Source organism: Halarchaeum nitratireducens (genome assembly GCF_014647155.1).
Classification (GTDB): domain Archaea; phylum Halobacteriota; class Halobacteria; order Halobacteriales; family Halobacteriaceae; genus Halarchaeum; species Halarchaeum nitratireducens.
Map to the genome: position 1 here is coordinate 77,496 of NZ_BMOQ01000003.1, position 13,969 is coordinate 91,464.

Genomic DNA, 13,969 nt, shown 5'->3' on the forward strand with positions numbered 1-13,969 from the left:
CGTGGCCGGCGAGTTCATCGAGGAGACGGAGGGTCCGGCGGGCGACGAGTGGCAGGACCTCGACGTCTCCGACGACGAGGTCGATCGGATCACGCGACGCCAGGACCGCGAGTTCGAGTCGTTCCTGAAGCGCCTGAAGGACGCCGATCAGTTCAAGGTCCAGGAGGGCGCGTTCGACGACGCGACGTTCGCCGCGCTCTACAAGCTCGTACAGGACGGCTATCTCGCGGCCTTCGGTGGCCCGATCTCCACCGGGAAGGAGGCGAACGTGTACGAAGCGGCCGCGGCGGACGGCGACGACGTCGCCGTCAAGGTCTACCGGATCAACGCCTCGAACTTCCAGCACATGCGCGACTACCTCGAAGGCGATCCGCGCTTCGAGGGCATCCGGGGTGACAAGAAGGCGATCGTGCTCGCGTGGACGCGTAAGGAGTTCGCGAACCTCGCTCGCGCCCACGACGCCGGCGTCCGCGTCCCGAATCCCATCGTGGTCCAGCGCAACGTCCTCGTGATGGAGCTCATCGGTGAGGCCACAGATCCCGCACCGACGCTCCACGACGTCACCCTCGAGAACCCCGAGACCGCGTACGACGTCGTCCGCGAGTACATGCAGCGCCTCTTCGGCGCCGGGCTCGTCCACGGTGACCTCTCCGAGTACAACATCGTCGTCCACGACGGCGAACTCACGATCATCGACGTCGGACAGGCCGTCACCGTCCACCACGGGAACGCCGAGGAGTTCCTCCGGCGCGATTGCGAGAACGTCGCCGCGTTCTTCTCGCGCCAAGGCGTCGACGCCGACCCCGACGCCCTCTACGACCACGTCACGTCCGTCGACGCCGATCCGAGCGGCGACGCCGGCGACTAATCCTTTTCCCTCGTTATTCCTGCCGACAGGCCGATACGCGCCGTTTCAGCCTCCCGTAGGCGATGTCACCGATCACGATATAAATCTTATACCGCGATACGAAGACGGCGGAAACGGGTCGCTCACTCGGTGTGCCCGTCCGCGCCTCCGACGGGTGGATCGTCGCCTGTTGTCTCTCTGGGGTCGTCCGCCGGATCCGTCGGCCGCGTCCCCGAGCCGTTACGGGTCGTTCCCCGGTGGAACTAGTGCCACCCTCGTTCGGCACGTGGCCGGCGGCGTGACCGCGGCCGCCTCGGCGTGCCGTCCCGATACGGTGCTGCTGGGCCGAACGCCGTGGTGCCGCCGGCGTCGCTCGGCCACGCGATCGACGCGCCACTCGGCCGACCGATCGAGCGATCGAACGCGATCCGGATACGCGTTCCCTCGCGCCGTACTTCTCGGCGCCAACGGGCCCGGTCCCGATTCCGAACTGGACGATCCGCGGTGTCGCACGCTCGCGCGGCGCATCCGGTGCGGTGTGGAACCCGATCCCGTGTCGATCGGCCACGCGCTGCTACACGCGGAGGTCGTCGCGTCCGGTAACCGTGTCGCACCGGGAACGAGATCATTTTGATATCACGTTATACGATTTAATCAGGCCCTGATCACCGCCCGGCGACGCGGCGCACGGCGTGTAAGTCTTAAACCGCTTCGTCCCGTAGCCGACTGCATATGACCCAACACGTCAAAATTCCGCAGGACCGCATCGGGGTCCTCATCGGGGAGGGCGGCGAGACCCTGCGCCGTATCGAGCGGTCGGCGGAGGTCAGCCTCGACGTGAACTCCGACGACGGCGCGGTCGCGGTCGAGAAGACCGGCGATCCGATCCGCGGCATGAAAGCACCCGACATCGTGCGGGCGATCGGTCGCGGTTTCGATCCCGACGCGGCGCTCACGCTCCTCGACGACGACATGCGCCTCTTCGAGACGATCGACATCGAGCGCGCGGCGCGTAACGACAACGACCTCCGACGAAAGAAAGGCCGGCTCATCGGCGAGAACGGCCGCACGCGTGAACTCATCGAAGAGCTCACCGGTGCGGACGTCGTCATCTACGGGTCGACGTTCGGGGTGATCGGCGGCCCGAACGAGGTGGACGTCGCTCGCTCGGCGGCAGAGATGCTCCTCGACGGCGCCCCCCACGGCTCGGTCTACTCCTTCCTCGAACGCAAACACGTCGAGGAGCTCAAGCACCAGGGGATGGAGTACCACGAGTTCTCGGGCTGAACGCGCACTTTCCACCGCTCGGCACGACGGGATCGGCGCGGACGACTCCGCCTTCTTCTTTCGTTCGTTGTCGCGTCCCTCGGTTATCAGACGGCCGCGGCGGACGGTTGTTAAATACTCACGTTGTCATTGTCTCGCACGGTATCTTCGAGCCGTCTGCGACCCGTTCAGACACGCTTCCCAAAGTTTTATATAGAACGGCAAACAATCAGCGAGTGATTATGGCGCAACAGATGGGCAATCAGCCGTTGATCGTACTCTCCGACGACTCGCAGCGAACGTCGGGAGAGGACGCGCAGTCGATGAACATCTCCGCCGGGAAGGCCGTTGCCGAGTCCGTTCGGACGACGCTCGGCCCGAAGGGGATGGACAAGATGCTCGTCGACTCCACCGGGTCCGTCGTCGTCACGAACGACGGCGTCACCATCCTCAAGGAGATGGACATCGAGCACCCGGCGGCCAACATGATCGTCGAGGTCGCCGAGACGCAGGAGAACGAGGTCGGTGACGGCACCACATCCGCCGTCATCGTCGCCGGCGAACTCCTCGACGAGGCCGAGGAGCTCCTCGATCAGGACATCCACGCCACGACGCTCGCGCAGGGGTACCGGGAGGCCGCCGAGGAGGCAAAGGAGATCCTCTCCGAGATCGCCATCGACATCGACGCCGACGACACCGACTACCTCGAACAGATCGCCGCCACGGCGATGACCGGCAAGGGCGCCGAGAACGCGAAGGACGCCCTCTCCGGCCTCGTCGTCCGCGCCGCGCAGGCCGTCGCCGACGACGGCATCGTCGACACCGACAACATCAAGGTCGAGAAGGTCACCGGCGGCTCCATCGACAACTCCGAGCTCGTCGAGGGCGTCATCGTCGACAAGGAGCGCGTCAACGAGAACATGCCCTACGCCGTCGAGGACGCGAAGATCGCCCTCGTCGACGGCGCGCTCGAAGTCCAGGAGACCGAGATCGACACCGAGGTCAACGTCACCGACCCCGACCAGCTCCAGGAGTTCCTCGACCAGGAAGAAGAGCAGCTCCGCGAGATGGTCGACGCCATCGCCGCGTCCGGTGCGAACGTCGTCTTCGTCGACGGCGGCATCGACGACATGGCTCAGCACTACCTCGCGCAGGAAGGCATCCTCGCCGTCCGTCGCGTGAAGGACTCCGACCTCAGCCGTCTCGCCCGCTCGACGGGCGCGACCCCGGTCTCCTCTGCGAAGGAGATCGAGGCCGAGGACCTCGGTGAAGCCGGCTCCGTCGCCCAGAAGGACATCGGCGGCGACGAGCGCATCTTCGTCGAGGACGTCGCGGACGCCAAGTCCGTCACGCTCATCCTCCGCGGCGGCACCGAACACGTCGTCGACGAGGTCGAGCGCGCCATCGAGGACTCGCTCGGCGTCGTTCGCGTCACCCTCGAAGACGGGCAGGTGCTCCCCGGCGGCGGCGCCCCAGAGACCGAACTCGCCCTCGAACTCCGCGACTACGCCGACTCCGTCGGCGGGCGCGAGCAGCTCGCCGTCGAGGCGTTCGCCAACGCCCTCGAAGTCGGCCCGCGCACCCTCGCCGAGAACGCCGGCCTCGACCCGATCGACTCCCTCGTCGACCTCCGCGCGCAGCACGCGGACGGCGACACGAGCGCCGGCCTCGACGCCTACACGGGCGAGGTCATCGACATGGAGGAGGAAGGCGTCGTCGAGCCCCTCCGCGTGAAGACGCAGGCCATCGAGAGCGCGACCGAAGCGGCCGTCATGATCCTCCGCATCGACGACGTCATCGCCGCGGGCGACCTCGCCGGCGGGCAGGTCGACGCCGACGACGGCGGCGACGACGGCGGCGCGGGCGGTCCCGGCGGCGCGCCCGGCGGCATGGGCGGCATGGGCGGTATGGGCGGCGCTATGTGAAGTCAGGCTTCGCCTGATTTCACGTAGGCAGCGAAGCTTCGCTTCGCCCGCCGATGTAAACGAGGGTCTGAACGAACCTCGGGACGTCGAACGGGCCGGAGTCCTGTGAGACAGCCCCGCCACGCCACCCAGACCACCCACGCCTCGCACCGAACGCTCGACTCCCGACGTTCCGTTTCTTTCGACGTTACCCGCGTAGCGACGGCTCTCGGTGCCGTCTCGCGCCCGGTGTCGCGACTCGACGCCGGTCGTCCGCCGACGGTTACCCACCACGTTTTCGAGGAGCACGCCGTTCGCCCGACCGATGCCCGACGACTCCCGCCGCGGTCGCCTCGCGGTCGTGGCCTCGTCCCTCCTGTTGGCCGCGAGCGTGTTCGTCCTCGGCTGGGATGTCCGCGTCCTCCTCCTGTGCTACTGGTTGGAGGCCGCGTTCGTCGTCGCCCGGGACGCCATCCAATCGCTGTTCGCCGCACGGCCGCCCGCCGGCGCGTATCGTCCGACGGACACCAGAGCGCCGTTCCCGCTCCCCGCGCTGGCGGCCGTCCGTGGCGGCATCGAACTCCCCGGCCTCCCGCCGCTCTACCCCCGAAACGTCCCCCACGTCCTCCCGACGCTGCTCGCGTTCTGCACCCTCTGGCCGCTCGCCGGCCTCGGCGCGAGTGGCGTCGTCGGTCCGGCGCCGCCGCTCTCGCTCTCGGTCGACGCGCTCGCGGTCGCGGCGGTCGCGTTCACGATCGGGCAGGCGCTCCGCCTCGTCGAGTGGGTGCGCACAACGGGCTCACGGACGCCGCGCAGTGGGTCGCTCCCCGCGCGACGATCACCGACGCGACGGTCTCCCGAACTCGTCTCGTCCCCGGCGCCGACACCGTCCACGTCGAGTGTGCGGACGGCACCAGTCGGACGCTCCGCCACGTCTCGAACGCCGAGGCACTCGCCGCGCGCCTCGACTCGTGAGTTAGACCGGGTTCTCGGCCGCGAAGACGCCCTGCGTCATCCGGTAGGCGGTGAGGAAGAAGAGGACGACGGCGAGGCAGACGGTGATCCCCAGGAGGAAGAACACGGAGACTTTCGGGATCGGGAGCCACCCCCCGATGGTGCCGAGCGCGAGGACGAGTGACACCGTCGCTACCGACGACAGGACGCTGTGAGCTCTCATGCGGTCCGTTTCGGCCGCGAACACCATAATCGATGCGGTGGCCCGGCCGTCCGCGCGTCGCGCGTTCTAAGTGTCCGCCGGCCGACCCCCCGGTATGGAGACGCTGCTCCTCGACACGGACGACGTGGACGCCAACGCCACGATGGCCGAACTCGTCCCGGCGGTCCGCGAGGCCTTCGCCGCCTACGAGCGCGGCGACGCGCAGATGCCCGCGAAGTCCTACATCGACCTCCCGCAGTACAACGGCGACTTCCGCTCGATGCCCGCGTACCTCGACGCGGGCGAGTGGGACGCCGCGGGGATCAAGTGGGTGAACGCCCACCCGGACAACCCCGATTCGTTCGACCTCCCGACCGTGATGGGGACGATGGTCTACTCCGACCCGCACAACGCCTACCCGCTCGCCATCATGGACGGCACGGTGCTCACGATGAAACGCACGGGCGCGGCGGCCGCCGTCGCCACCGACGCGCTCGCCGTTCCGGACGCCTCGTCCCTCGGCATCGTCGGCGCCGGCGTCCAATCCTACACCCAACTGGAGGCGATCAGCCAGGTACGCGACATCACGGAGGTCGTCGTGAGCGACCTCCGCGAGGAGCGCATCGAGCGTTTCATCGCCCGCTTCGGTGACGAGTTCGACGTCCGCGCGGGCTCGATCAGCGAGGCCGGTCACTGCGACGTGGTCTCGACCGTCACGCCCGTCTCGGAACCGATCATCGACGCCGACGACCTCGGCGAGCACACGCACGTCAACGCGATGGGCGCGGACGCCGCCGGCAAGCACGAGCTCGCCGACGAGATCCTGCTCGCCGCGACGCTCGTCATCGACGACTACGCGCAGACGACCCACTCCGGCGAGATCAACGTCCCGTGGAGCGCCGGCGTTCTCGACGACGACGACCTCTACGCCGAACTCGGCGAGATCGTCGTTGGCGCGAAAGCGGGCCGCACCGACGCGGACGGCGTGACCGTCTTCGACTCCACCGGCCTCGCCATTCAGGACGTCGCGGCCGCACACGTCGTCTACGAGCACGCCCGCGAGAGGGGGAACGGAACGGCGTTCGACCTGCTCGGGGTCTGATCAGTTCCGCGGCCGCCGGAACGGATCGTAGAACGAGCGCACCATGGAGTTGAGGACGTGCGCGACGAGGAGGAAGGGGAGCAGCGGGATCACGAGCACGACGATGACGAGGAGGTACAGCAGGCCGAAGAAGTCCATCTCGGCCCGCCCCGTCAGCCCGCCCTCCTCGATGTGCGGCGAGAGCGTCCGCTTCAGTTTCTCGCGTAGCGTCCGCGGCGCTTCGGTGGTCATACGGGCGGCTTCGGCGGCCGGGGGATTAAGCCCCCCGGCTTCCGCTCGCCTCGCGCCCCGTCACTCCAGGCGGATCGCCGGGCGGAACGGCACCGCCTGCGACGCCTTCTCGTCCGTCGCGTCCGCCTCCGGGACGACGTCGACGCTCGCGTCGAACTCCCGGGCGAGGAACCCCGCGGCGTCCGCGTACAGTTCGGTCTCGTCGACGGCTTCGAGCGCCGCCAGCTCCTCGTCGTCGTACTCGCGCACGTCGGAAACGAGATCCTGCACGAGGTCGTTGACGGCGTCGCCCCGCTCGCGCAGCGACTCCTTTTGCATCACCGTCCCCATCACCGCGCCGACGTCCGGCCCGGTCTCCGCGACCGTCTCGAACACCGTCCCCTTCCACTCCGCGGGCGTGTACACGGTGATGGCGTCGGGGTCGGTCCCCGTGACGTCCACGATGTCGCGCACGTCGTCGACGAGCGACTCGATGAGGTCCTCCTCGACCTCGACGCGCGTGCTCTCCAAGTCGCGGTCGACGCTCGGCCACGCGGCGTCCTCGACCGGCACGCCGTCCAGGGCCTCGTGGAGCTCGTTGGCGAGGAACGGCACGACGGGCGCGAGCAGGCGAAGGCGCGTCCGCAGGACCTCCTGTCGCACCCACTTCGCGGCCGGCCGCTCGGTGTCCGTGCGCTTGCGGTACCAGCGCAGGTCCTCCTCGAAGCGGTAGAAGGCCTCCTGGGAGGCGCTGCGCGTCTCGAACTCGTCCATCGCCGCGGTCGTCCGTTCGATCGTCCGCTGGAGCTTCGAGAGGAGCCAGCGATCGATGCGCCGCAACTCGACGTCCTCGCGTTCGGGAGCCTCCAGCGAGACGACGTCCTCCGCGCGCTCGTAGAAGCGATCGAGGCCCTTTCGCGTCGAGGCGACCTCCTCGGCGCGCCAGTCGTAGTCCTGCCACGGCTGGGCGGAGTTCAGCAGGAAGAAGCGCACCGTGTCCGCGCCGTACTCCTCGATGGCCTCGGCGGGGAGGACGACGTGGCCCTTCGACGAGGACATCTTCTCGCCCTCCAAGAGGCCCATCCCCATGATGGCGACGCCCTCCGGCCAGTTCGCGCGCTCGAAGAGGTCCGCGTGGTGGAAGAGGAAGAACGTCAGGTGATTAGAGATGAGGTCGTTCCCCGAGACGCGATAGTCGACGGGGTACCAGTAGTCCCACTCCTCGCGGAGTTCGAGCGCCTTCTCGGGCGCCTCGCCCTCGACCGCCTCGGGGCCGTCGAAGAGCGCGTCGAAGAACTCCGTGGTGAGCTCCTCGGGGGGGACGTCCTCGATCCGGTGGGCGATCGTGTAGTACGCCATGTAGATCGTCGAGTCCGAGAGGGGTTCGATGACGAAGTCGTCGTCCCACGGCAGCTTCGTCCCCAGGCCGTAGTTCCGAATGCACGGCCACTCCTCCAGCCAGTCGATGGTGTGATCGAACTGGTCGCGCGAGGTCTCCGGGACGACGTCCATGTTCGACACCGCCTCGTGAGCGAGCGCCTTCCAGTCCTCGTCGTTGTACGTGAGGAACCACGTCTCTTGCTCGGCGACCTCGACTTTCCCGCCGCAGCGACAGACGACGGGCTCCGAGAAGTCGTACATCGCGTCGAACTGCCCCGAATCGCGGTAGCGCGCCGCGAGCTCGTCCCGGACGTCCTCGACGACCTTCCCCGCGTACTCCCCGTACATGTCCTTCAGCGTCCCGCTGTGGAACTCGCGGTTGTAGACCTCCTGGGTGGCCTTCTCCAGTTCGGGGTCGTCCGCGCTCGTGATGCCGTGTTCCTCGACGGCCGCCCGGGCGGGGAAGACGTCGTCGTACGCCTCGACGTCGATGATGGCCTTCGGTTCGATCTCCGCGACCTCGGCGGGGTCGATACCGTACTCGCGCAGCCGCTCGTCGTCCGCTTTCGCGGCCTGCAGGGCCATCCAGTCGTCCGGCGAGTGCGCCGGGACGGACATGACGACGCCCGTCGCGTTGTCCGGGTCGACGAAGTCGGCGGGCAGGATCAGGACGTCCTCGCCCGTCACGGGGTTCTCGACGCGCTCGCCGACGAGCGCCTCGCCGCGGAACTCGTCGACGATCTCGACGTCGCGCTGCTGGAGCGTGAGCTTCTGCGCGGCGTCGTGGCTGACGAGCCACGTCTCGCCGTCGACCTCGGCCTCGACGTAGCGCCCGTCGGGATTCACGTAGGCGTTCGTCACGCCGCGCACCGTCTCCGGGCGCAGCGTCGCCATCGGGACTTTGGTGTCGCCGAGCCCGAACTTCACGAGCGTGTACTCCTGTCGCTCGGCCTCTTCGCCCTCGAGCAGGTCGTGGGTCGTGACGGGGTTCTCCTCCTCCGTACAGTACTTCACGGGGTGGAAGCCCTTCTCCAGGCGGTCGTCCTCGCGGAGGGTCTCGTACTGCCACGTGACGAACTTCGAGTAGCGCTCGTCGTTCGTCGTGAACTCCCGGCGCCAGTCGATGCTGAGGCCGAGGGACTTCATGTTGCGCTTGTAGTGGTTCTCGATGAAGTAGCGCGCGAAGCCCATCGGCGTCTCCAACTCCTCCAGCTCGTCCTCGGGGACGTTGTACGTGTCGCGCAGGACGGAGAGCTGTTCCTCCTCGCCCTTCTGGAGGCGGTTGACGGCGCCGATGATCGGCGTGCCCGTGACGTGCCACGCGATCGGGAAGAGCACGTCGTCGCCCTGGAGGCGTCGATAGCGCGCGTAGACGTCCGGGACGGTGTACGTGCGGGCGTGGCCGATGTGCATCCCCCCGCTGGGGTAGGGGTACGGCACCGTGACGAACGTCGCGTCCTCGTCGTCGCCGGGGTCGGCCTCGTACCGGCCGCCGTCCTCCCAGCGCTCCTGCCATTTGCGCTCCAGTCGGCGCGGCTCGTAGGTCATGCCCCGTCGTTCACCGCCGCGGGCCAAAAGGCCTCCCATCGCGGGGGGAAGCCTTTCGGTGGCGCGCGCCCAGCTCCAGCTCGTGGCCGACTTCACCGACCGCGTCCACGCCCGCCTGCGCGACGGCCTCGCCGCGCGCCACCCCGCGCGCTCGTGGGAGACGGAGTGGTACGCGCGCCGAACGCCGGTCGACGTCGCGGGCGTCCCGGACAACGCGGCCGCGTCGCTCCTCCTCGTGGAGGTCGAGATGCGGCGTGCGGATCCCGTGAACAACCCCGTGAAGCTCGCGCGCTACGCCCACGAGGGCGACTTCGACCGCGACGTTCGCCTCGTTCACCTGTTCAGCGACTACTACGCGCTCGACTCGGGCGGCGTCTCCTCGAAGCGCGAGAACGCGGCGTTCGTCGGCGCCCTCGCGAGCGACCACCTCGACGGGTTCGCCTACGACGCCCTCACTCTCGACGTCGCGCCGCCGACGCACGGCGCGACCCCGGATGGTGCGTGGCTGACGGCCGTCGACGAGGCCGCGGCCGCTATCGGCTCACTCCTCGGGGAGTAGCCCGGAGCGTCGGACGTCCTCCAGCACTTCCTCCGCGTGTCCCTCGGGTGTCACGCCGCCGTACGCCGCCCGCACTTCGCCGTCCGCGAGGACGAACGTCACGCGCTCGGCCGCCCCGCGCGAGGTGTCGACGTCGAACGCCGCGGCGACGTCGCCGTCGGGGTCCGCGAGCAGGTCGAAATCGAGGCCGTACGCCTCGCGGAACTCCCGGTGCGAGTCCGCGTCGTCCGTCGAGACGCCGTACACCGAGACGCCCGCCTCGCGGTAGGCGTCCAACTCCTCGTTGAACCCCTTCGCTTCCACCGTACACCCCGGCGTGTCGTCGCGCGGGTAGAAGTAGAGTACCGTGGGTTCCGCGAAGTCGAGTTCGAGCGTCTCACCGTCCTGATTCGTCGCCGTGATCGGGGGCGCGTCGTCGCCTTCTTCGAGCATACTCGGGCTTCGCGGGCCCGCCACTTCGCCGTTGCGTCCCCGCCGAATCCATTTAAGTATCTCTCGGCACAAGTAGTAGATACGACGAGGCGTCGCCGACCGTTCTCGGCCGTGCGTACTGATCTCCCAGCGACGGCTCTCTCGACTACTCGACGGCGGTGTACCACCGTTGGTCGTTTTCCGGGACGCGGGGGACCGACGGCGGTCCTTCGGGAGAGGGACGATCGACGCCGCGGTCTCGCGTTCCGCTGACGCGCCGCCCGGTGAGACGCCGGTCCCGCTACACGACGTGTTCGACGTCGTAGCTCCCGAGTCGCCGCACCCAGCCGTTCTCGGCGATCTCCTCGACCTCTTCGAGCGCCGCCTGCGTCCGCTCCTCGAAGAGGCCGCCGTCGACGTCGAGGTGGAAGAGGTAGTCACCGAGGTGCTCGCCGCTCGGGCGCGACTCGACGCGCGTGAGGTTGACGCCCCGCTCCGCGAACGGTTCGAGAAGTTCGAGGAGGAGCCCGGGGTAGTTCGCGCCCGGGTAGACGACGAAGCTCGACTTCCCGCCCGCGTCGGTGCGCTCCTCGGGCGGGGCGAGCACGAAGAAGCGCGTCGCGTTCGAGCGTCGGTCTTGGATGTCCGCGGCGATCACCCGGAGGTCGCCCGTCGCGTTGTCCGGGTGACCGATTCCCGCGACGCTCGGGTCCTCCGCGGCGAGCTCGACGCCGCGGGCGGTGGACGCGACGGCCTCGATGGTCGCGTCCGGATAGTGCTCGTCGAGGTACTCGCGGCACTGCGCGAGCGCCTGCGGGTGACTCGCCACGGTGTCGAACGTCTCGGACTGCGCGAGGAGGCCGTGCTTGATCGGCGTGATGACCTCGCGGACGACCGCGACGTCGCGCTCCGCGAGGGCGTCCAGCGTCTCGGTGACGCTCCCCTCGATGCTGTTCTCGATGGGGACGACGCCGCGCGCGGCGTCGCCGTCGGCCACCGCGTTCACGATGTCGCGGATGGACTCGCGGAACTCGATCTCGTCGTCGGTGGCGACCGCGCCCGCGGCGCGGTGCGAGTACGTCCCCGCGGGGCCGAGCGTGACCGTGTGCATGTCACACGATAGGCCGCGTACGCGGGAAAAGGGCGTCGGCGCCACGCCGTGCGACGCGGGACGGAAACGCTTTCCCCGCCGCCCGCCCTTCGACTACCCGACAATGCAGGTCGCCGAGGCGGTCCCGGAGTTCGCGGACGCCTTCCCCTTCGAGGAGTTCAATCGGATGCAACGCGAGGCCGTCCCCGCCCTCACGGAACGCGACGGCAACGTCGTCGTCGCCGCTCCCACGGGCTCCGGCAAGACCGCGCTCGCCGAGCTGGCGATCTGTCGCGCGCTCGCCGCCGGCGGGACCGCGCTCTTCGTCGCGCCGCTGCGCGCGCTCACCAACGAGAAGGAAGAGGAGTGGGAGCGCTTCGAGGCCCTCGGCTACTCCGTCTACGTCGTCACGGGCGAACGCGACCTCGACCCGCGTCGCGCCGAGCGCGCCGACGTCCTCGTGATGACGCCGGAGAAGGCCGACTCCGCGACCCGCAAACACGACTCGCCGCGGTACTCGTTCGTCACGGACGTCGATGTCGTCGTCATCGACGAGGTCCACCTCCTCGACAGCGACCACCGCGGGTCGGTGTTGGAGGTCGTCGTCTCGCGCTTCCGGCGACTCTGTGACCCCCGGATCGTCGCGCTCTCCGCCACGATGCCGAACGTCGAGGACGTCGCCGCGTGGCTCGATGCACCTCCCGAGTGCACCTTCGAGTTCGGCGACGACTATCGACCGGTGGATCTCCACGCCGACGTCACGACGTACGTCCACGGCGACAACTCCTTCGCGGACAAGTACCGCCGGCTCTACAAGGCCTTAGACCGGGCCGAACCCCACCTCCGCGAGGACGGACAGGCCCTCGTCTTCGTCGCCTCCAGACAGGACACCGTTCGGGCCGCCGAGAAGGCCCGCGACGAGCTCGCGGAGCGCGACGTCCCGATGGGCGCGCGCGGCGATTACGACTTCCACACCGAGGCCGAGGAACTCGACAACGACACCCTCCGTAAGAGCGTGCTCGACGGCGTCGCGTTCCACCACGCCGGCCTCTCGAAGAACGACAAGGACCGCGTGGAGGCGTGGTTCCGTGAGGGGAAGATCGGCCTCCTCTTCTCGACGTCGACGCTCGCGTGGGGCGTCAACCTCCCCGCGCGCTGCGTCGTCATCCGCGACACGAAGTACCACGAACCCCTGGAAGGCGAAGTCGACATGAGCCCGCTCGACGTCCTCCAGATGCTCGGGCGCGCGGGCCGTCCGGGGTACGACGATGTCGGATACGGCTGGGTGGTCTGCGACAACGCGGAGGCGGACAAGTACCGGACGCTCCTCCGCGAGGGCAAGGAGATCGAGTCCGCGCTCGCCGACGACCTCCCGGAGCACCTGAACGCGGAGATCGCCATGGGGACGGTCGACGACCTCGACGACGTGATGGCGTGGCTGGAGACGACCTTCTACTACCGGCGCGCGCAGTCCGCCCCCGAGGCCTACGACTTCGCGAACGTCCGGGAGCGGGTGCGCGGCGTCCTCGACGATCTGATCGAGGAGGGGTTCGTCCGCGCGCACGACGACCTCGGCCTGACCGCCACCCAGCTGGGCATGCTCACCTCGACGTACTACCTCGACATGGACACCGCGGTCGGCTTTCGCGACCTCGCCGAGGGCGACGTCGACGAGGCGGCCGTCCTCCGCGCCGTCTCGCGCGCCTCTGAGTTCGAGAGCGTGAGCGCCCGCCGCGACGAGCGCGAGGCCGTCGCGTCCGTCCTCGGGGACCGCGGCGACGACCTCGAAGCGGGCCCGCGGAAGGTGCTCGGCGTCCTCTACGGTGCGATGCGGGGTTCGACGCCGCCCGAACTCCGCTCCGACGCGTGGGTCATCCGACAGAACGCCCTCCGCCTGCTCGCCGCCCTCGCGGAGTTCCTCGAACGCTTCGACGAACCGGACGGCGCGAACCTCGCCCACCGCCTCGAAGCCCGGATCGACACCGGCGTCCCCGCGGAGGCGGTCGAACTCACCGCCCTCGACGGCGTCGGGGCCGGGCGCGCCCACCGACTCGTCGACGAGGGGATCACGAGCGTCGCCGACGTGCGCGCCGCGGGCCGGGACGGCCTCGTGGAGGCGGGGCTGTCGGGCGGCGTCGCGGACGCCGTGATCGAGCAGGCCGCGGCGCTCCCCGACCTCTCCATCGACTGGGGCGACTTTCCCGACGCGGTCGCGCGCGGCGAGAACGACATGCGGGAGGTGACGGTGCGAAACGACGGCGGGCCCGCGCGCGTCGTCTGTCGCGTCACCGCGACCCGAGACGGGGCGGCCGGCGAGACCGTCGAGATGACGTCCACGACGACGTACCTCGACGGCGCGACGACGCTCCCCGTCGGCGTCTTCGGCGCGGACGACGACGCGCTCGTCTACGCCGTCGAGGTCGTCTTCCCCGAGAGCGTCCTCGACACCGTCCGCGAGGCGCGCCTCGTCGACATCGCCTGAGGGTTCTTCTACGG

At 69.1% G+C, this 13,969-nt stretch carries 12 protein-coding genes and 1 pseudogene; 8 read left to right on the forward strand and 5 right to left on the reverse strand.

Annotated elements, in window-relative coordinates:
* Position 1 precedes the first annotated feature (1 nt).
* The 5 genes and pseudogenes from rio1 to IEX91_RS04950 all read left to right on the forward strand — a co-directional run bounded on the left by rio1 (position 2) and on the right by IEX91_RS04950 (position 4,992).
* A complete protein-coding gene (rio1, locus tag IEX91_RS04930; RefSeq protein ID WP_188877466.1) occupies positions 2–868 on the forward strand; it encodes a serine/threonine-protein kinase Rio1 in 867 nt (288 codons plus the stop codon).
* Positions 869–1,579: 711 nt separating this feature from the next.
* Positions 1,580–2,134 carry a KH domain-containing protein gene (locus IEX91_RS04935; RefSeq protein ID WP_188877468.1) on the forward strand — a complete coding sequence of 185 codons (555 nt, stop codon included), beginning with the start codon at positions 1,580–1,582 and terminating at the stop codon, positions 2,132–2,134.
* A 221-nt stretch (positions 2,135–2,355) separates the two neighbouring features.
* Positions 2,356–4,038, forward strand: a complete 1,683-nt coding sequence (gene thsA, locus IEX91_RS04940) for a thermosome subunit alpha (RefSeq protein ID WP_188877469.1) — start codon at positions 2,356–2,358, stop codon at positions 4,036–4,038.
* 304 nt (positions 4,039–4,342) lie between these two features.
* Positions 4,343–4,456, forward strand: a pseudogene (locus IEX91_RS16710) (hypothetical protein); the annotation flags it as partial.
* A gap of 341 nt (positions 4,457–4,797) precedes the next feature.
* Complete coding sequence (locus IEX91_RS04950) at positions 4,798–4,992, forward strand: hypothetical protein (RefSeq protein WP_188877473.1); 195 nt, start codon at positions 4,798–4,800, stop codon at positions 4,990–4,992.
* Between the two features lies 1 nt (position 4,993).
* Here IEX91_RS04950 and IEX91_RS04955 read toward each other — a convergent pair whose 3' ends face one another.
* Positions 4,994–5,194 (reverse strand): hypothetical protein, encoded by a 201-nt coding sequence (locus tag IEX91_RS04955; RefSeq protein WP_188877474.1) that lies wholly within the window; start codon positions 5,192–5,194, stop codon positions 4,994–4,996.
* A gap of 94 nt (positions 5,195–5,288) precedes the next feature.
* Here IEX91_RS04955 and IEX91_RS04960 point away from each other — a divergent pair, with 94 nt between their 5' ends.
* Complete coding sequence (locus IEX91_RS04960; protein WP_188877475.1) at positions 5,289–6,275, forward strand: ornithine cyclodeaminase family protein; 987 nt, start codon at positions 5,289–5,291, stop codon at positions 6,273–6,275.
* Here the strand turns inward: IEX91_RS04960 and IEX91_RS04965 are convergent, their stop codons facing one another.
* Both IEX91_RS04965 and leuS read right to left on the reverse strand, forming a co-directional pair.
* Entirely contained in the window at positions 6,276–6,506 is a 231-nt protein-coding gene (locus IEX91_RS04965) for a DUF7535 family protein (RefSeq protein WP_188877476.1), read from the reverse strand.
* A 60-nt stretch (positions 6,507–6,566) separates the two neighbouring features.
* Positions 6,567–9,413, reverse strand: a complete 2,847-nt coding sequence (gene leuS / locus IEX91_RS04970; RefSeq protein ID WP_188877477.1) for a leucine--tRNA ligase — start codon at positions 9,411–9,413, stop codon at positions 6,567–6,569.
* An 82-nt stretch (positions 9,414–9,495) separates the two neighbouring features.
* On the opposite strand from leuS, the gene IEX91_RS04975 reads away from it, so the two are divergent.
* The gene (locus IEX91_RS04975) at positions 9,496–9,972 is read left to right on the forward strand and encodes a hypothetical protein (RefSeq protein ID WP_188877478.1); all 477 of its coding nucleotides are present in this window, start codon (positions 9,496–9,498) and stop codon (positions 9,970–9,972) included.
* On the opposite strand, the gene IEX91_RS04980 is transcribed toward IEX91_RS04975, so the two are convergent.
* Together IEX91_RS04980 and pheA are read right to left on the reverse strand one after the other, a co-directional pair.
* The gene (locus IEX91_RS04980; RefSeq protein ID WP_188877480.1) at positions 9,955–10,404 is read right to left on the reverse strand and encodes a peroxiredoxin; all 450 of its coding nucleotides are present in this window, start codon (positions 10,402–10,404) and stop codon (positions 9,955–9,957) included. The genes IEX91_RS04975 and IEX91_RS04980 overlap by 18 nt on opposite strands.
* Positions 10,405–10,684: 280 nt before the next feature.
* On the reverse strand, positions 10,685–11,494 hold the full coding sequence (gene pheA, locus IEX91_RS04985; RefSeq protein ID WP_188877481.1) for a prephenate dehydratase: 810 nt from the start codon (positions 11,492–11,494) through the stop codon (positions 10,685–10,687).
* Positions 11,495–11,597: 103 nt separating this feature from the next.
* On the opposite strand from pheA, the gene IEX91_RS04990 reads away from it, so the two are divergent.
* Positions 11,598–13,955: a DEAD/DEAH box helicase gene (locus IEX91_RS04990; RefSeq protein ID WP_188877483.1), complete on the forward strand. Its 2,358-nt coding sequence runs from the start codon at positions 11,598–11,600 to the stop codon at positions 13,953–13,955.
* Positions 13,956–13,969 lie beyond the last annotated feature (14 nt).

What these genes read in the sequence shown, in the direction of transcription:
- IEX91_RS04935 (WP_188877468.1), top strand. Translation starts at nt 1,580, where the DNA reads ATGACCCAACACGTCAAAATTCCGCAGGACCGCATCGGGGTCCTCATC.
- thsA (WP_188877469.1), top strand. Translation starts at nt 2,356, where the DNA reads ATGGCGCAACAGATGGGCAATCAGCCGTTGATCGTACTCTCCGACGAC.
- IEX91_RS04955 (WP_188877474.1), bottom strand. Translation starts at nt 5,194, where the DNA reads ATGAGAGCTCACAGCGTCCTGTCGTCGGTAGCGACGGTGTCACTCGTC.
- IEX91_RS04960 (WP_188877475.1), top strand. Translation starts at nt 5,289, where the DNA reads ATGGAGACGCTGCTCCTCGACACGGACGACGTGGACGCCAACGCCACG.
- IEX91_RS04965 (WP_188877476.1), bottom strand. Translation starts at nt 6,506, where the DNA reads ATGACCACCGAAGCGCCGCGGACGCTACGCGAGAAACTGAAGCGGACG.
- leuS (WP_188877477.1), bottom strand. Translation starts at nt 9,413, where the DNA reads ATGACCTACGAGCCGCGCCGACTGGAGCGCAAATGGCAGGAGCGCTGG.
- IEX91_RS04980 (WP_188877480.1), bottom strand. Translation starts at nt 10,404, where the DNA reads ATGCTCGAAGAAGGCGACGACGCGCCCCCGATCACGGCGACGAATCAG.
- pheA (WP_188877481.1), bottom strand. Translation starts at nt 11,494, where the DNA reads ATGCACACGGTCACGCTCGGCCCCGCGGGGACGTACTCGCACCGCGCC.
- IEX91_RS04990 (WP_188877483.1), top strand. Translation starts at nt 11,598, where the DNA reads ATGCAGGTCGCCGAGGCGGTCCCGGAGTTCGCGGACGCCTTCCCCTTC.